The 18,204-nt window shown below is 43.1% G+C and carries 14 protein-coding genes and 1 pseudogene; 3 read left to right on the forward strand and 12 right to left on the reverse strand.

From position 1 onward, the window contains the following. Window positions 1–2: 2 nt before the first annotated feature. Window positions 3–2,600 (reverse strand): ATP-dependent chaperone ClpB, encoded by a 2,598-nt coding sequence (gene clpB / locus EDD74_RS01190; protein WP_116441783.1) that lies wholly within the window; start codon window positions 2,598–2,600, stop codon window positions 3–5. Window positions 2,601–2,770: 170 nt separating this feature from the next. Here clpB and EDD74_RS15590 point away from each other — a divergent pair. The 3 genes and pseudogenes from EDD74_RS15590 to pepT all read left to right on the forward strand — a co-directional run. Beyond that, a pseudogene (locus EDD74_RS15590) lies at window positions 2,771–2,869 on the forward strand (rhodanese-like domain-containing protein); the annotation flags it as partial. A 1-nt stretch (window position 2,870) separates the two neighbouring features. Then, complete coding sequence (locus EDD74_RS01200; RefSeq protein WP_116441782.1) at window positions 2,871–4,565, forward strand: FAD-dependent oxidoreductase; 1,695 nt, start codon at window positions 2,871–2,873, stop codon at window positions 4,563–4,565. Window positions 4,566–4,694: 129 nt separating this feature from the next. Beyond that, window positions 4,695–5,912, forward strand: coding sequence for a peptidase T (gene pepT, locus EDD74_RS01205; protein ID WP_116441781.1), 1,218 nt, complete (start codon window positions 4,695–4,697; stop codon window positions 5,910–5,912). Between the two features lie 113 nt (window positions 5,913–6,025). On the opposite strand, the gene EDD74_RS01210 is transcribed toward pepT, so the two are convergent. From EDD74_RS01210 to EDD74_RS01260, 11 genes are all read right to left on the reverse strand, one after another. Further along, the gene (locus EDD74_RS01210) at window positions 6,026–6,880 is read right to left on the reverse strand and encodes a YitT family protein (protein WP_116441780.1); all 855 of its coding nucleotides are present in this window, start codon (window positions 6,878–6,880) and stop codon (window positions 6,026–6,028) included. A 158-nt stretch (window positions 6,881–7,038) separates the two neighbouring features. Continuing rightward, window positions 7,039–7,530, reverse strand: a complete 492-nt coding sequence (lspA, locus tag EDD74_RS01215; RefSeq protein WP_320885775.1) for a signal peptidase II — start codon at window positions 7,528–7,530, stop codon at window positions 7,039–7,041. Beyond that, window positions 7,517–8,119 (reverse strand): zinc ribbon domain-containing protein, encoded by a 603-nt coding sequence (locus EDD74_RS01220; protein WP_016440085.1) that lies wholly within the window; start codon window positions 8,117–8,119, stop codon window positions 7,517–7,519. Before EDD74_RS01220 ends, lspA begins: the two co-directional genes overlap by 14 nt. Before the next feature lie 79 nt (window positions 8,120–8,198). Then, on the reverse strand, window positions 8,199–9,908 hold the full coding sequence (locus EDD74_RS01225; protein ID WP_116441778.1) for a S8 family peptidase: 1,710 nt from the start codon (window positions 9,906–9,908) through the stop codon (window positions 8,199–8,201). Between the two features lie 76 nt (window positions 9,909–9,984). Beyond that, on the reverse strand, window positions 9,985–11,439 hold the full coding sequence (gene clpX / locus EDD74_RS01230) for an ATP-dependent Clp protease ATP-binding subunit ClpX (protein ID WP_008976373.1): 1,455 nt from the start codon (window positions 11,437–11,439) through the stop codon (window positions 9,985–9,987). An 83-nt stretch (window positions 11,440–11,522) separates the two neighbouring features. Next, entirely contained in the window at window positions 11,523–13,484 is a 1,962-nt protein-coding gene (gene ligA, locus EDD74_RS01235) for an NAD-dependent DNA ligase LigA (protein WP_116441777.1), read from the reverse strand. 3 nt (window positions 13,485–13,487) lie between these two features. Beyond that, window positions 13,488–14,255, reverse strand: coding sequence for a 23S rRNA pseudouridine(2604) synthase RluF (gene rluF, locus EDD74_RS01240; RefSeq protein WP_008976376.1), 768 nt, complete (start codon window positions 14,253–14,255; stop codon window positions 13,488–13,490). Further along, window positions 14,248–15,408 (reverse strand): DHHW family protein, encoded by a 1,161-nt coding sequence (locus tag EDD74_RS01245; protein ID WP_242990136.1) that lies wholly within the window; start codon window positions 15,406–15,408, stop codon window positions 14,248–14,250. Before EDD74_RS01245 ends, rluF begins: the two co-directional genes overlap by 8 nt. Window positions 15,409–15,418: 10 nt before the next feature. Next, window positions 15,419–16,825: an MBOAT family O-acyltransferase gene (locus tag EDD74_RS01250; protein WP_116441776.1), complete on the reverse strand. Its 1,407-nt coding sequence runs from the start codon at window positions 16,823–16,825 to the stop codon at window positions 15,419–15,421. Between the two features lie 97 nt (window positions 16,826–16,922). Further along, window positions 16,923–17,432 carry a DUF4358 domain-containing protein gene (locus EDD74_RS01255; protein WP_008976380.1) on the reverse strand — a complete coding sequence of 170 codons (510 nt, stop codon included), beginning with the start codon at window positions 17,430–17,432 and terminating at the stop codon, window positions 16,923–16,925. Then, entirely contained in the window at window positions 17,429–18,184 is a 756-nt protein-coding gene (locus EDD74_RS01260) for an SGNH/GDSL hydrolase family protein (protein ID WP_116441775.1), read from the reverse strand. The genes EDD74_RS01255 and EDD74_RS01260 overlap by 4 nt, the downstream gene beginning before the upstream one ends. Window positions 18,185–18,204 lie beyond the last annotated feature (20 nt).

Consider the following 18,204-nt stretch of genomic DNA (forward strand, 5'->3'; position numbering starts at 1 on the left):
TGTTAGGATCTTACCCACGCCTTGACTCTCGCCTTGAGTGCTCCATCTTCTACATCGATCAAGATTGTATCCTCCGCTCCGATTTCTCCGGAAAGAATCAACTTCGCTGCCAGTGTCTCTACATTTTTCTGTAAAAATCTCTTAAGTGGTCTTGCACCGTACATTGGCTCATATCCGCCATCCACAACAAACTGCTTTGCAGCTTCTGTCAGTTCTATCTTCACTTGAGAATCCTGCAATCTTTTATTTAAATCCTGAATCAGCAACTCAACAATCTCGTAAATATCTTTCTTCGTCAGTGGCTTAAACATAATAATTTCATCCAGACGATTTAAAAACTCCGGCCGGAAGTGTGCCCGCAGATCATTCATAACGAGAGTCTCACTCTCTTCTTTGATTTCCCCATTCTCATCAATTCCATCTAACAAATACGTAGAACCGATATTCGATGTCATGATCAAAATCGTATTTTTGAAATCAACGGTACGTCCCTGTGAGTCTGTAATCCGACCATCATCCAATACTTGAAGCAACACATTGAATACATCTGGATGTGCTTTCTCAATCTCATCGAACAGTACAACAGAATATGGTTTTCTTCTCACCGCCTCTGTCAACTGTCCTCCTTCATCATATCCGACATATCCCGGAGGTGCTCCGATCAGACGTGACACGGAATATTTTTCCATATATTCACTCATATCAATCCGAACCATATTGCTCTCATCGTCAAACAGACTTTGCGCAAGTGCCTTTGCAAGTTCTGTCTTACCAACACCGGTCGGTCCAAGGAATAAGAAAGAACCGATCGGCTTTGTAGGATCTTTGATTCCTGCTTTGGAACGGATAATTGCCTCCGTCACTTTCATCACACCTTCGTCCTGTCCGATCACTCTTTTATGAAGTTCTTCGTCCAGATGAAGGGTCTTACTTCTCTCACTTTCATTTAACTTCGCCACCGGGATGCCCGTCCAGCGTGAGATGATCCTTGCGATCTCATCCTCTGTGACGCTTTCATGCACAAGTGTCATCGATTTTCCTTTGACACGTTCTTCTTCCTCCTGAAGCTGCTTTGTCAGCTGCGGTAATCTTCCGTACTGAAGTTCTGCCGCCTTTTCCAAATCGTAAGAACGCTGTGCTTTCTGTATCTCCTGATTGACTTGCTCTATCTCCTCTCGGATCTTCTGCAAACGTTCCACAGATGTTTTCTCATTGTCCCACTGCGCTTTCTTTCCGGCAAATTCATCCCGCATCTCTGCCAGTTCCTGCTGCAAATGAACAAGACGCTCTTGACTGAGTCTGTCATTTTCCTTCTTCAATGCAGCCTCCTCAATCTCTAACTGCATAATCCTTCTTCGCAGTTCATCCATCTCCGTCGGCATAGAATCTAACTCCGTCTTAATTAAAGCGCATGCCTCATCTACAAGGTCGATAGCCTTATCTGGCAGAAAACGGTCTGTAATATATCTGTTGGAGAGTGTTGCAGCTGCCACAAGTGCGCTATCTGTAATCTTCACACCATGAAATACTTCATAGCGTTCTTTCAATCCACGAAGAATAGAAATGGCATCTTCCACCGTCGGTTCATCTACCATAACTGGCTGAAATCTTCTCTCTAAAGCCGCGTCTTTCTCAATATACTGCCTGTATTCATCCAACGTTGTCGCACCAATACAGTGTAATTCACCTCTCGCCAGCATCGGTTTTAACATATTGCCGGCATCCATCGCACCATCTGTCTTTCCTGCACCGACAATTGTATGAAGTTCATCAATGAAAAGAATAATATTCCCATCACTGTTCTTCACTTCTTCCAGTACCGCTTTCAGACGTTCCTCAAACTCCCCGCGATATTTGGCTCCAGCTACAAGTGCCCCCATATCCAACGCAAAAATCTTTTTATTTTTCAGACCTTCCGGCACATCTCCTCTGACGATTCTCTGTGCAAGGCCTTCTACCGCTGCAGTCTTACCGACACCTGGTTCTCCGATCAATACCGGATTATTCTTTGTCTTTCTTGAAAGGATCCGGATCACATTCCGAATCTCTGCGTCACGCCCGATCACCGGATCTAGCTTCTGTTCTCTGGCTCGTTCTACAAGATCGCTTCCATATTTATTCAAAGTATCATACGTAGCCTCCGGATTATCGCTTGTCACCCTCTGATTTCCTCGGACAGTAGAAAGTGCCTGAAGAAATCCTTCTCTCGTAATTCCAAATTCTCTGAAAATGGCCTTTAATTCCTTGTTTGGATACTTCAACAGAGATAAGAAAATATGCTCTACCGAAACATACTCATCTCCCATCTGTTTTGCCTCATCTTCTGCATGGATCAAAGCTTTGTTCAAATCCTGGCCAATGTAGAGCTGTCCGCCCTGTACCTTTGTGCGTTTTCTTAATCCTTCTTCCACGCGATTACTGAACAACTGTTTCTGAATCCCCATTTTCTCGATTAGATTTGCGATTAAACTGTCATTTTGTATGATAAGAGCATACAGCAGATGTTCCTGCTCTACCTCCTGATTGCCATATTCATAGGCAACTTTTTCACATCCTTGTACCGCCTGCAATGAATTCTGGGTAAATTTATTAATGTTCATCTTGTTACCTCTCTTTCTTTTTGTTCTATAATAGATATAACATATGTTGTTAGCCATGTCAATAGACGAGTGCTAACATTTTTAATATTTTTTTGTAATCTCATCACAGAATATTTCTTTTTCCTGTATTATAGTATTTTTATCAACTTTTAAAGGTTTTATTATGAAAAAGAAACAGATGCGCAGTTATCTTACTCCAAAAAATGGGGTATACGAATGTAAAAAATATAGGAGGCATCGCTTCCTATACAGGAAAGGTGGAAAAATAAAATGAAAATTGTAATTGTAGGCGGTGTAGCTGGCGGTGCAACTGCTGCCGCAAGACTCCGCAGATTGGACGAACATGCAGAAATCATTGTCTTTGAGCGCTCTGGACTTATTTCCTACGCAAACTGTGGACTTCCTTATTACATTGGAGATGTAATTACAGATTCAGACCTTCTTACTTTACAGACACCAGAAAGCTTCCTTTCTCGTTTCCGCGTATCCATGAAGGTACATCACGAAGTTACCTCCCTACATCCGGAACGTCATGCAGTATCTGTAAAGAATCTGGAAACAGGAGAAGAATTTGAGGAAACCTATGACAAGCTCATCCTTTCTCCTGGTGCCAAGCCAACCCAGCCCAAACTTCCTGGTACAGATATCGACAAACTCTTTACACTGCGAACCGTAGAAGACACCCTGCGGATCAAAACCTATATTGAGAAAACCCAACCAAAGTCTGCTGTTTTGGCAGGAGGAGGCTTCATCGGATTAGAATTAGCCGAAAATCTCCGTGAGCTTGGCATGGAGGTCACCATTGTGCAGCAACCAAAGCAGCTGATGAATCCGTTTGATTCAGATATGGCTGCCTTTCTCCATAATGAAATGCGGAAACATGGAGTAAAACTGGCTCTTGGGCATACGGTAGAAGGATTTCAGGAAACTGCAGATAGTGTCCGTGTTCTTTTAAAAGAAGCGGAACCTCTTTGTGCAGACATGGTAGTATTAGCTATTGGTGTTACTCCCGACACAAAACTAGCTAAAGATGCCGGTCTGGAACTTGGTATAAAAGACAGCATTTTAGTCAATGCGCATATGCAAACTTCTGCACCCGATATTTATGCTGTAGGGGATGCCGTACAAATAAAACATTTCGTCACCGGACAAGATGCTTTAATTTCTCTTGCCGGACCTGCCAACAAGCAAGGACGTATTGCAGCAGACCATATCTGTGGAAAAAACAGTTCTTACCCTGGCTCCCAAGGTAGTTCTGTGATTAAAGTATTTGATATGACTGCCGCTGTCACTGGTGTAAATGAAACCAATGCCAGAAAAGCCGGTCTGGCTGTAGACAAAGTGATTCTCTCTCCTATGAGCCATGCCGGCTATTATCCCGGAGGGAAAGTTATGACGATGAAAGTAGTATTTGAGAAAAAAACCTACCGGATCCTTGGGGCACAAATTGTGGGATATGAAGGTGTAGACAAGCGAATCGATGTACTTGCTACTGCCATCCATGCCGGGATGAGAGCTTCAGATCTGGCAGAATTAGATCTGGCCTATGCACCTCCTTATTCTTCTGCCAAAGATCCTGTCAATCTGGCTGGATTTATGATAGAAAATATTTCTGATGGTACGTTAAAGCAATTCCATCTGGAAGATATAAAAACGCTTCCCCTGGATGGCAGCGCTATTCTTCTGGATACACGAACCCCTGAGGAATACGAAAGAGGACATGTGGATGGATTTGTAAATATCCCTGTAGATGTTCTGCGCGAACACCTAAAAGAACTCCCAAAAGAGAAACCAGTTTATGTCATGTGCCAAAGTGGTCTTAGAAGCTATATCGCCACCAGAATTCTGGAAGGAAATGGATATCGTGCTTACAACTTCTCCGGTGGATTCCGCTTCTATGATGCCGTTATGAATGATCGCTGCCTCATTGCATCCGCTGCCGCCTGCGGTATGGATCAAGCATAAAGTTTCATTCTTACTTGTCTTCTCTTTCCCTACTTGCTATACTGTTCTTATGCAAGGTCAAGTCGCATCGCAGGCACTTTCCTGCCTTCGGTGCCTTTTTGACCAATCACACAGAAAGGATTTTTTAACATGAGAGCATATGAACGTTTATTAAAGTATGTAGTTGTCCGTACACCAAGTGATCATACAAGCACAACGGTTCCAACTACTTCCTGCCAGTTTGACCTGGCACATCTTCTCGTAACAGAATTAAAAGAATTGGGGCTTACGGATGCCTCTGTCGATGAAAAGTGCTTTGTATACGCTTCTCTTCCTGCAACAAAAGGATATGAAGAGAAGACAAAGCTTGGATTTGTCGCACACATGGACACAGTATCAGACTTCTGCGACCATGACATCACCCCGATCGTGACAGAAAATTATGACGGGGAAGACCTTGTGCTCGGTACAAGCGGCCGCACACTGTCTGTAAAAAACTTCCCGCATCTTCCATCCCTGAAGGGACGCACATTGATCACAACGGACGGCACGACTGTACTCGGTGCAGATGACAAAGCAGGGATTGCTGAGATTATGACCATGTTAGAGCGGATCCAGAAAGAAGAGATCCCTCACGGAAAAATCTCTGTCGCATTTACTCCTGATGAAGAGGCTGGATCCGGTGTCAACCATTTCAATGTAAAAGACTTCGATGCAGAATTTGCCTACACGATGGATGGCGGTCCGGAGGGAGAGATCCAATATGAGAATTTCAATGCATGTGAAGCCATTGTTGAGATCAGAGGATTCAATGTCCACCCTGGTTCCAGTAAAGATACCATGATCAATGCCGCACTGGTTGCAATGGAATTCAATGCAATGCTTCCATCCTGCGAGACACCGCGCGGTACCGAAGGATATGAAGGTTTCTATCATCTCTGTGAAATGTCCGGAGATGTTGCCAACGCAAAACTGGAATACATCATTCGTGATCACGATCCTCACTTTTTCGAGGCGCGTAAAAATACTATGCATCTGATTGCAAAACAACTCAACGCGAAGTGGGGAGAGGATACTGTCACACTGACAATCCATGACCAGTATCGGAATATGTCAGAAGTGATCCAGGGTTGTATGCACCTGATCGATAATGCAGTGGAAGCTGCCAAACTTGCCAATATCGTACCAGATGTCGCACCAATCCGCGGGGGAACTGACGGATGTCGTTTAAGCTACATGGGACTTCCTTGTCCGAACCTTGGAACCGGAGGCTACGGCTATCACGGACCATATGAACATATCACCGCCGAAGGCATGGATCTTGCCACAGATATGATCGTAAAATTAATTCAGAAATATGCCGAATAATATTTTGATGTAGAAAAGAACGCACTGCAAGATGAAACTTCTCATTTGCAATGCGTTCTTTCTTTTTTACAAACCTCGTCCATTTTCGGATGTAAATATATTTTCTTCTTAGTCTAATTCTCCTTAAATCCTTCCCCGACCACATCATTTGACTCCATGATCACAATAAATGCCTTCGGGTCAATCTCTTTTGCCATCTTCCGGATTGTGTACATCTGTTTATTATTGCAGGCACACATTACAATCTCTTTCTCCTCTTTAGAATAGCTTCCCCTTCCTCTGAGAAAAGTAGCACCTCTTCCAGTATACTCATCGATCTTCGCTGCAATCTCATGAGGATAATCTGTCACGATCAATGTCATCTTTCCAGCATCAATTCCATACATTACTTTATCGACTACCGCAGACAGAAGATAAGTCACAATCAAGCCATAAATGATCCCTTCTACGTCCCGGAAAATAAAACTTCCCATCAAAACGATCAGCACGTCCATCACAAATGCAATCTGACCGATAGATACATGAGGTTTCCATGCTTTTACCGACATGATCACAAAATCCGCACCTCCCGTGGAAGAGTTTCTCATATAAATCATTCCATATCCAAGCCCGGCTAATACACCTGTGCAGATTGCTGCCAACATTCGATCTCCCTCATATACCGGCAGCATCGGTGCTACCACATCCATCAATATCGAAGAAATGAGCATTGTCTTTAGCGAACGAAGAAAAAATGTACGCCCAAGCAATTTATAACAGAGAAAGACTACAGGAATATTCAGCAAAATAGTCATTGCACCGATCGGTATATGAAATAGATGATAAAAAATCAATGCAATTCCTGAAAACCCGGTCATCGGAAACTGTGCTTTTGCTGCAAAGTTATAAATCCCAACGGCAATCAAAAACCCTCCTACAAAATCAATCAAAATATCAATTGCCAGTTCTTTTCCATTTATTCTCTTCATGATCTCTGCCTCCTGCTTTTTCTTTCCCTGTCGATATGATCTTATTTTCTTTTACCAAATCCCCCAATACCCGAAAAAGCATTTGCAAATCATAAAAATTATCATTCGCAAATGCTCTTCTGTTATTCAGTATAACGCGGTAAATTCCAAAAGTCAATTTACTTCTTCCGGAATATTTGTGCAAATACTACAAGAATACTTCCTGTAAAAATAAATAGATCTCCTAAATTAAACACAATATTCTGTATTTTTTTCCATCTGCACCGGAAACTAAAGTAATCGACAACATACTTTCTCCGAAAACGATCATATAAATTGCTGCATGCGCCTCCAAGAACAAGCGCCCATCCGGTCTTTTCCACTGTTCTTCCGTCCTTTGCCAACAAACACAGCTCATACACCAAAAGAAACAATCCAAGCCCTGCCGTCAACCACTTTACGAATCCCGGTTTATTCTCCAGCAAATTCATTGCCATCCCACTGTTATAGCTTTTTCTGAGCAGGATTCTCCCACCTGCCGCCTTTCTGATATCCGTTTCCGTGAAATGATTCTCCACATACCATTTTATTCCCAGATCCAGGGCAAGCAAACTACCTGCTATGAGTAAATAAATCATAATTTCCCTCTGCGTGTCTCTATTCTCGAATATCCTCCACGCTCTCCTTTATATGTTCTTTCACCTCATGAACAGATTCTCTGACATCCTCAGCAATCTCAGATGCTGCATCTTTTACATGCTCTACGGATACTTTCGTCACATCTGCCGCCTTCTCCATAATATCCTCAATCACTTCTTCTGTTGTCTCTTCCATTTTAGCACGTTCCGATACATCACTCTCCGCAAAAATATCTTCACATTCCTGCGGCATCTCTTCTTTCTTCACCTCTGCTCCACAATGCGGACAAAACTTCATATCTTTCTCAATCAGTTCCTGGCAATTCTCACATTCTTTCACGCCTCTCATATCCGCAAGTTTCTTCTCAAAGGCAGCGATGATCATTCTTCTCTTCCTGATTTCCTCGCAGATTACTTCCAGTTCTCCATCTACAGCCTCTTCTTTTCGGAAGCGTTCATAAATGATCTTTCCAAGATCTGTCAGATCTCCCTGATTGCTGCGCTCCAGACTGCGGATCTGGCTTTTCAGCTTCTGTACTTCCATAACCTCTTCTGTCTTTTTCCCTACATTTCCTGCTGTCTCTGTAATAAATTTTCCTAAATCTTCAAAAAATTCTTTCATCGCGCTCTTCCTTTCTGTCCTTTGCTCTTCTTTTCTGTATTGGAATGCAGTCACACATGTAGTTTGTGCAATCTGCATCCTAAAATGTCCGAAGCTGTTCAAACGTATTGTAGAGATTCAAGCTGCCATATCCCCACGATCTGTTTGGATACACTTCCGTGTCTTTACGCTCTGTACCGAGAATCATCAGATTCTTCAGCTGGATCGAGTCAATATTCGTTCTGCCCAATTGATAAACTATCCACTCAAACAGAAGTGCTGTCGCTCCGGCAGTGATCCCTGTCGCAATACTGGATCCAGTCCTCTTTGTGAACTGCCCACGGCTTACTGCACCCGTCACATCTACTCCGGGCGCCGCAAATTCCGGCTTGAGTCTTCCACCTCTAGTATACCCTCTTCCCGAGTCGATGGCAATACTCTTATCTGCCCCATTGTAACTTGCAACCGTCATCGGATCCGATGTATTTCCAGGTTCTGTAATAGTAGTATCTGGATTTGACTGCAGAAAATATACATCTCCGGTCAAAAATTCTGCAACCGGAAGCCACATATGAAAAATCCCATCCGCCAGCTGCTGTGGTTCCACCACAATTCTCCAGATTCCCGGGGATGGATCCGCAAAACGCATCAGAATCAATTCGGAATTCGTCCGCTCCACCAACAGCCTATAATCCAAATAGACACTCGTTCTCTCAAACACAAAGTTTAGGACCGTTCCGATTCCCTGTCTCACCGGCACAAGGGGGATTTTCTCCCCGGCAGGCGAAACAATGGAAACCGCAAAGATATTCGGAATCTCGGTCCACAACTCCAGCGAAAATCCTTTTACACCTTCCGCCACACGGATCTCCACATTTTTACTGTCCGCCATATTTTCTATTAACCCATAATAATGATGTCTTTGATTCGCCTCATTTCCACCCCCAATCACAATTCCCATATTGGCAGTGTAGGAAGATACCTCCAGCAAGTTGCAAAGCGGAGACGTCCCATTATGGTCTCCCATATTAGTTCCAAGGGCAATGCACAAAACCAGTGGAATTTTTTTCTTCTTTGCCAGATCGGTCAGATACCGGATTCCAAGCATAATATCATTCTCCTGATAACACTCTGCATCGTCCCCGATCAAATAGAAATCTTTTAAATATTGTTTGGCTCTTTTTAACTTTACAATGCCAAGTGTGGCTTCCGGCGCAGCTCCTTTAAATCGATTTTCAATGTTTTCACTTCCTGCCGCAATACTCGCAAGAAATGTCCCATGGCTGTTCTCATCTTTGGATGGAACAGCTTCCAGAGGATTCTCTCTCTGTAACGCCTCATTAATCTTCTCCTCTGTATACTCTGTTCCGTAGACAAGCCCCTGGGGAGGAGTTCCCTCCTGGATCGTCTGATCCCAGATTCCCGCAATCCTTGTGGTTCCGTCAACATTTCGAAAAATTGGATTCTGATAATCGATACCAGTATCAATAAACCCAATCATCACGCCCTTTCCTGTCAGTTTCAGTGTAGGATAATTCTGAATCTGACTGATCCCCGCCTCATTTAGCGCTTCTGTATCCAAAAGAGTATAACACTTCGGAATTGCCCCATACGTAAACCGATCCAAAGACATAGGATCTGCAAACATCTTATCAATATATACAACGTGATATTCATACCCGACATACTGCTCACAGAGTTCTGCACCTGAAATTCCATTAAGAAAATATGGTCTTTTACTTTCAAAAATAAAATCCCGGTATTCTTCGGACAGCGCTCTGCTTCTGCATATTTCTATCGTTTCCGGCATCATAACCTCCAAATTTTGTCAATCTTTACATCATATAAAAACAGGACACTGAATATGCTTCAATGTCCTGAATTCTCTATTCTCCCGTAAGCAGTGCCTGTCCTCTGAGTGTGATGACAGGACCTCCGGTTCCTTCGATATATTCTTTTGTGATCGTCACCTGTCCGATGTTATCATCCTTCGGAATCTCATACATGATATCCAACATAAATTCCTCGATGATCGCACGAAGCGCACGGGCACCAGTATTCTTCTCCATGGCACGTTTCGCGATTGCCTCTAATGCTGCTTCGTCAAACTCCAGCTTGACTTCGTCAAGCGCAAGCAGCTTCTGATACTGCTTTAAGATTGCATTTTTTGGCTCCTTTAAGATCTTGACTAACATCTCTTCATTCAATCCCTGAAGTGTAAAGATGATCGGCAGACGTCCGATAAATTCCGGGATCATTCCAAAGTTTCGAAGATCTTCGGCAGTCACTTTCTCAAGGATGTTCTTATCGTGATTCCACTTATCCTTCAAATCAGCTGTAAACCCAATTGACGCCTGCTTGTTCAGACGCTCCTTGATGATCTCCTCAAGATCTGGGAATGCTCCACCGCAGATGAACAGAATATTCTTCGTATTCACAGTCGTAAGTGGCACCATTGCATTTTTGCTGTTTGCTCCTACCGGAACCTCCACTTCACTTCCCTCTAAAAGTTTTAACATTCCCTGCTGTACAGATTCCCCGCTGACATCTCTCTGGCTGGAATTTCTCTTCTTTGCAATCTTGTCAATCTCATCGATAAAGATAATCCCTCTCTCTGCCTTCTCCACATCGTTGTCTGCAGCTGCCAGAAGCTTTGAGACAACACTTTCAATATCGTCACCAATGTATCCGGCCTCTGTCAAAGAAGTCGCATCTGTAATCGCAAGCGGTACATCCAGAAGTCTCGCAAGTGTCTTTACAAGATACGTCTTACCACTTCCGGTTGGCCCGATCATCAACATATTGGACTTCTCAATCTCGATATCATCCATCGTATCTGTCGCTACCCGCTTATAGTGATTATAGACAGCAACTGCCATCGCCTTCTTCGCATGCTCCTGCCCTACCACATATTCATCTAATTTTGCCTTGATCTTATGCGGTGCCGGAATATCTTTAAGATTCAGCGCAGGCTCTTTCTTCTCGCCTTCTTTTTTCTTCTTGACCGGCTTCGCCTTTGGCATCATATTCTCAAGTTCTGCCATGTTCATAATATGCACGCCCGGCATATTCATCAGCTTACTATAATCAAAATTACTATTCGACATTAGATCAAAGCTCTTTTGCATACAATCAGAACATACTGTAATATTGTTCGGAAGCTCGATCATCTTCCCCGCAATGCTCTCCGGGCGGTTGCAAAGCGAACAATACTTTTCATATCCTGCATCGTCCGGCACATCCGGATGCTCTTTTCCATGCTTCTCCACATGTTTGTCTTCTTTTCCTTCTGTAATCTCATCTATGATCTCACTGTCTATCGTCAAATCTTTTTCTGACATACTTTTTCCTTCTTTCTACCATATATGGGTCTATTATATCGTAGTCGTTTCGCTGAAACAAGTTAAGAATCTATAAATTCTCCTTAATTATTTCCAATCATCTTCAAAAATGTATCCTCGGAAATGATTGGAATCCCAAGTTCCCTCGCTTTTTTATTCTTTGAAGATGTTGATTCCACATCATTGTTGATCAGCCAGTTCGTCTTTGATGTGACAGACCCGGTCACTTTTCCTCCCTTGCTCTCAATGACCTCTTTCACTTCATTCCGGTTTGCAAAATGCTCCACACTTCCTGTGATCACAAAGTTCATTCCTGCGAAGATCTGTTCTTCCTGAGTCGTCTCTTCCTCTGGAATCTTCACTTCCTCAAGTAGTCTGAAAAATTCCTCCCGATGATCTTCCACTGCAAAATAATCAACAAAAGCTCTCGCGATCACATCACCGACTCCCTGGATCTCATTCAGCGCTTCTACATCTGCCTGAAGCATTTTCTCTACATCATAATCAAATGCACGACAGATCATCTTTGCATTGGAAAGCCCGATATTCGCAATGCCAAGCCCATAGATCAACTTTGGCAGTGTAGTTGTCCGCGCTTTCTCAATACTATCCTGAAGGTTTTTGTAAGATTTTTCCCCAAATCCCTCCATCGACCGAATTTCCTCTCCATATCGCTCCAAATGAAAAATATCCGAGAAATGGCGGATAAATCCGCGTGTGATAAATTTCTCGAGTGTCGCTTCAGACAACCCATCAATATTCATCGCATCTCTGCTTACAAACAGGGAAAACGCCTTGATATGCTTCGCCCCACAGTCTGGATTCGTGCAGTACAATGTCTTCGTATCGCTGACCTGACGGATCTCTGTCTCACCGCCACATGCCGGACAGCATTCCGGCACCGGAGCCATTCCACTCCGCGTAAGATTTTCTGCAATCTGCGGAATAATCATATTCGCCTTATATACTTGAATCGTGTCACCGATCCCAAGCTCTAACTCTTCCATAATACTTAAGTTGTGGACACTCGCACGGCTGACTGTAGTTCCTTCCAGTTCCACCGGATCAAAAATTGCCACCGGATTGATCAGTCCGGTCCTTGACGGACTCCATTCTATTTCCCGCAAAGTTGTCTCCCGAATCTCGTCTGCCCATTTAAACGCAAAAGAATCTCTTGGGAACTTCGCTGTACTTCCAAGAGACTGTCCGTAAGCAATATCATCGTAAGTGAGTACAAGTCCATCGGACGGAATATCATTCTCTTCAATATGCTCCGCAAAAAATCGAACACGTTCTTCAAGAGTATCCTTTGTCACCTCATAGTGTTCCACTACATCAAATCCCTGCTCTTTCAGCCACTCAAGCTGAATATTCCTTGAATTTTGGAAGTCCACTCCCTCCGCCTTGACAAGGGAAAATGCGTAAAACTGTACATTTCTTCGCGCTGTAATCTCATTGTTCAGCTGACGCACTGAGCCGCTGCACAGATTTCTCGGATTTTTATATTTTGCATCTACATCTTCGATTTCTTCATTGATCTTCTCAAAATCCCGATAACCAATCACCGCTTCCCCTCGAAGGATTAATTCTCCCCGGTAAGCAATCCGAAGCGGTACATTCTGAAACACTTTTGCATTGTTTGTGATTACTTCTCCGACCTCACCGTTGCCACGCGTTACCGCCTTTTTCAGTTCTCCATTCTCATAAGTCAGCACGATTGTAAGTCCATCAAGTTTCCAGGAGATCACTGCTTTTTTCTCTCCGACAAATTCTTTTAGTCTGTCTGTCTCCTTTGTCTTATCAAGTGATAACATCGGCTTCTCGTGCCGCTCCTTCGGAAGTTCACTCAATACTTCATACCCAACATTGACGGTCGGGCTGTTCGCCATCGTAATTCCTAGTTCCTGCTCCAGTACAAGTAACTCATCGTACAGCCTGTCATACTCATGGTTACTCATAATTTCCTTTGCATCCTGATAATAAGCTTTCCCCGCTTGATTTAACAGCTGTACCAGTTCCTGCATTCTCTGCTTTTTCTGTTCCATACTCTACTGCTCCTCATATACTGTGTTGTTGGAAGAACCTTTCAATTGTTCATATAACTCGTCCAGTTCTCTTCCGGTCACTTCGCGGTATTCTCCACTTTTTAGATTTCCAAGTTCGATATTCATCACCCGTACCCGCTCCAACCTTGTCACTTGATATCCAAAATATTCACACATTCTACGGATCTGTCGATTCAATCCCTGTGTCAGGATAATGCGAAATTTATATTTTCCAGTCTTTTCTACTTTGCACGGTCTTGTCACCGTATCTAAGATCGGTACCCCTTCTGACATTTTCCGAACAAATTCTTTTGTCACTTCCTTGTTGACAGTCACCTTGTACTCTTTCTCATGACAGTTGCCCGCACGCATCATCTTGTTAATAATATCGCCGTTGTTTGTCATAAGAAGAAGCCCTTCGGAATCCTTATCAAGTCTTCCAATATAGGTGATCCTCGTTGGATAATTTAAAAAACGGATAATGTTTTTCTTCTCCCGTTTTTCCTCTGTACAGACGATTCCGGTCGGTTTATTGACTGCAAGCAGGACCATCCGGTCTTTTTTCTGTATCACTTTCTTTCCAACGCACACTTCCTGATCTTTCGTGACACGCATTCCCATCTCTGCCCGTCTGCCATCGACAGTGACTCTTCCACTCTCGATCAATCTATCTGCTTCTCTCCTCGAGCAGACACCTGCCTCACTTAAAAATTTATTTAACCGCACCGACTCTTTCGGCGCGTCAAATTCTCTCTCTATCTGATTACTCACTCGCTAACACTCCACTTAAATTATTGTCTGTAAAAAACGTATTTCCATTGTATAAAAACAGTACATCTGTAATCCTGTCTTCTTCAATGAGATCATCCAGATCCCCGTAATAATACCGCGGATCTACAAGCACGATTTCCCTGTAATATGGTGTCAGAAACGGCACAAAACAGTTCGCATAAGAATCTTTTAAGATCAACAGTCTCCGATTCTTCTCCGAAGTTGTCTTAATGTCTACCAATGCATGATTCCCATTTAAGAACATTCCATACTTATCCTTCTCTTCCAGCTTCTCTGAACTGTACATGGAAGCACTCTTTTCCTTCTCCTCCACATAGTTGACAACAACCTCTGTATCATTTTTCTCTGGAAGATAAATATCGATGTTCTCTCTTCTTGACCGCTCATAACCACTTGTAGCCGACAGTGTCCCATTAAACTCTTCTGTGACCGTATGCGGTACAAATGCTGTCATCTCCTCCTGCAAAATCCCCAGGTCTCCTGCCGCCTCCTGAAATGCATAATATGCCCCTTTTGTTGTCCAGTGATGGTCTGTACGATAATAAATTTCTTCATTTTTATGTTGGTTTAACGTCTTTGCTGCATCAATCCATTGAATGCCCGCCGCTGAAACAATCTCCTCTGTCCTCTTTAACTGTGCATTCTGATCTTCTGTTGCTGCAAATGCCGGAAGTTTCTCCTTTAAAATATTTGCCGCATTCGGTGCAATCAACATATGCATTTTCAAATCTGGGTAGCGCGCAGCAAATGCTGTCACTGCATCCATATTTTCCTTGTAAGAGGCTTCATCAAGCACGCTGATCTCCTCTAGCAGATACCCATCTGCTCCTTTAAAAACCCCGTTGGAATCTTTTTTCCCAAGGAGCAGATCTGCCTTTGTCTTCAGGCTTACCCAGAAATCTCTACCAAGAAACTGATCTGATTTGTACTTTTCATACTGACTCATGAATTTTCCACTCATGACAGTCTCCACCGATGCCTTCGGCTTTGTTGCAAGCATCCGGTTCTCTTCCTCAGAAAATTTTCTTTCCTTTGTAATCCCATCCGCCAGAACTAACAGCGCTATACAGGAAATAAATCCAAGCGCCATCCAAAGTCTGACCTTTCTTCTCTTTCTGTTTACTCTATTCATCCGTCTCCCCTTAAAATCTGAAATACAAAAATGGGTTGTAGGTTTCCGTCACAAGATACGCGATGGATAGCAGGAACATTCCTGCATAGATCGCACATGCAAGAACTGCCCGCACCTTATATCCTCCATAGACGATCCGACCAAAGATCTCATGCACTTTCGCCGTAGAGCCGACTGCTGCGATCGCAAACAATGCAAGATTGGTAATAAGCAGATAAATCCCCATAGAATCCACTACAGTCTTTGCCCCGACTCCGAACATGACGCCGAGATACTTCCACGCAAATCCAAGTGTCGGACTAAAGAAGAATACCCAGCCGATCATCACAAACAAAAGGCTATACAAATGTCTGCACATCCCCGGAACTTTCTCAAGCCGATCCCCGATCATAAACTTTTCAATGATCAAAAGTATTCCGTAATACATTCCCCACATCACGAAATTCCAGCTCGCGCCATGCCACAGGCCGGTTAAAAACCATACGATCATCAGATTGATAATCGTCCGTTCTCTTCCTTTCCGATTGCCACCTAACGGGATATACACATATTCCCGGAACCATGTCCCAAGGGAAATATGCCATCTGCGCCAAAATTCTGTAATACTCTTGGACAGATATGGATAGTCAAAATTCTTCATAAACTCAAAGCCGAGCATCTTTCCAAGACCAACTGCCATATCCGAATACCCGCTGAAATCAAAATAAATCTGAAATGTATAAGCAATGCATCCAATCCATGCAGTCAGAACCGACATCTCCGAAAATGTGATTGCCGATACTTTCGTAAAGACCAGCCCTGTCATATTTGCAATCAGCACTTTTTTTGCAAGTCCCCGCACAAAATAGATGGCACCATCTCCAAATTTTTCCATCGTAATATTTCGATCCCGCAGCTGCATCTCCACATCTGAATACTTTACGATCGGTCCTGCGATCAACTGTGGAAACATCGTCACATACACGCCAAAGGAAATCAGATTCTTTTGTACTTGTACCTTGCCGCGATATACATCAATAATATAAGACAATGTCTGGAATGTATAAAATGAAATCCCAATTGGAAGTGCCAGTTCTTTATAAGGTAGTTCCACCGGCAATACCGCATTCAGACTCTCTATCAGGAATCCATAATATTTAAAAAATCCAAGAATCAGCAGATTCACTGCAACTGCGATAACCAGACTCTGCTTCGCCTTAAACGGATTCTCCAAATTCCGCTCAATATCAATTCCCGACACATAATTAAACAAGATGGATAGCACCATCAAAATCACATATACCGGCTCTCCCCACGCATAAAAAACAAGGCTTGCAAGCAGAAGCACGATGTTTTTCAGCCTGCCTGGTACAAGATAGTACACAAGCAGCGTGACCGGCAAAAACGTAAATAGAAAAACGATACTACTAAATAACATTCTTTTGTCCCCTTTTTATATTCTTTTTCATCCCATCTTCTTATTCAGAAACTCCTGAAAAGTACCTTCGTCCCCATCCGACAGAAAGTTTTCGCTTCTACAAAGCTTTTTGAAATACCTGATCGATCTTTTCTGCATCTTCCTTGATCACAAAAAGAATATAATTTCCCCTTACATCTATAATAGAATCTTCAATCAGTTTTGTCTGACTCGCCCCATATCCCTGAAAGCTCTCCTTCCTGGATTTTTTTCGCGCTTCGATAGCTTCGACAACGGTATCGGACTGCTCTTTGGACTTCAGTTTCACGACAAGTATCTCATCGACTTCCATTGTCCCCTCTCGAAACCAGAGCATTACTCCATCATAATCATTTGCATTTAACCGATAATTGCGCCGGAACATTTTATGATCGGCTTCTTTCATATCAGAATTATCCAGTACTCCTTCCACCGCCTGCTCCATCTCTGCAAACGGGGTATCACTCTCACCTTTTCTAAAAAGCAGTACCGCAACGTACAAAACCAATATTCCGATCAGTATCATCTGCGTAATAAAAATAGCATCCAGTCCATTCTTTCTCTCTCTGCTGTGAATCTTCCTCATCATAGGCCTGCCACCTCCGCCATATTTACAAGCCACAGCGGATAGATCTCAGAAGTCATATGTACCCCATCCGGCTCATAATATTCTTCTTTTACAATCTCTGTATTATCAATAAATGTCACGCCTTCCTCCTCTGCCAGTTCCCGCAGAGTCTGATTAAATGTATCTAATGATCCATACACAGGCGACTCATCTATCTTCATCTGCTGTACCGGAAAGATAGAATTAATATAGATTGCAGCACCTGGAAGGATCTCCCTGATATCCTCCAGTACTTCTTTATAATTCTCCTTAAATACTTTCGCATCTCCACCGGTTACTGCAATATCATTCATTCCGTAAGATAAAAAAACAGTCTGTGGATTCAGTGTTCGGATCGTATCAAGTTTCTCTGTCACATCTGTCACTTTCATTCCAAGCTCTGCAATGACTGAAGACTCTCTCAGAAAATCGTATTCCACAAATCCTTCTGTGATCGAATCCCCTAACACAAGTGCATTGGAAAATCTTGCTTTCATTGACTGACTGTAAAGTTCCGGATTCGCCTCCATCTCACTTCTCTCCAACTCCAATATCTTCCCCTCGATCTGTGAAATATCTGCCTGCTCCAGTTTCCTGATCACTTCCACACCTTTTTTTGTCTCTGTCTTCTCCGTTTTCAGAACAGTTATCCCCTTTTTGATTCCAAATATGAGAACCACACCGGTAAGCACGCACACGCCTCCGATCGCAATTTTTCTTACATCCTTTCTCATCTGATTACCCCTTATCTTTT

The sequence above is a fragment of the Faecalimonas umbilicata genome, assembly GCF_004346095.1.
GTDB lineage: Bacteria > Bacillota > Clostridia > Lachnospirales > Lachnospiraceae > Faecalimonas > Faecalimonas umbilicata.

Excerpts from the sequence above, each read along its gene's own strand:
- EDD74_RS01225 (WP_116441778.1), bottom strand. The coding sequence starts at position 9,908 with ATGCCGGAAACGATAGAAATATGCAGAAGCAGAGCGCTGTCCGAAGAA.
- EDD74_RS01220 (WP_016440085.1), bottom strand. The coding sequence starts at position 8,119 with ATGAAAGAATTTTTTGAAGATTTAGGAAAATTTATTACAGAGACAGCA.
- ligA (WP_116441777.1), bottom strand. The coding sequence starts at position 13,484 with ATGGAACAGAAAAAGCAGAGAATGCAGGAACTGGTACAGCTGTTAAAT.
- EDD74_RS01250 (WP_116441776.1), bottom strand. The coding sequence starts at position 16,825 with ATGTTATTTAGTAGTATCGTTTTTCTATTTACGTTTTTGCCGGTCACG.
- clpB (WP_116441783.1), bottom strand. The coding sequence starts at position 2,600 with ATGAACATTAATAAATTTACCCAGAATTCATTGCAGGCGGTACAAGGA.
- EDD74_RS01200 (WP_116441782.1), top strand. The coding sequence starts at position 2,871 with ATGAAAATTGTAATTGTAGGCGGTGTAGCTGGCGGTGCAACTGCTGCC.
- pepT (WP_116441781.1), top strand. The coding sequence starts at position 4,695 with ATGAGAGCATATGAACGTTTATTAAAGTATGTAGTTGTCCGTACACCA.
- EDD74_RS01245 (WP_242990136.1), bottom strand. The coding sequence starts at position 15,408 with ATGAATAGAGTAAACAGAAAGAGAAGAAAGGTCAGACTTTGGATGGCG.
- EDD74_RS01255 (WP_008976380.1), bottom strand. The coding sequence starts at position 17,432 with ATGATGAGGAAGATTCACAGCAGAGAGAGAAAGAATGGACTGGATGCT.
- EDD74_RS01210 (WP_116441780.1), bottom strand. The coding sequence starts at position 6,880 with ATGAAGAGAATAAATGGAAAAGAACTGGCAATTGATATTTTGATTGAT.
- EDD74_RS01260 (WP_116441775.1), bottom strand. The coding sequence starts at position 18,184 with ATGAGAAAGGATGTAAGAAAAATTGCGATCGGAGGCGTGTGCGTGCTT.
- clpX (WP_008976373.1), bottom strand. The coding sequence starts at position 11,439 with ATGTCAGAAAAAGATTTGACGATAGACAGTGAGATCATAGATGAGATT.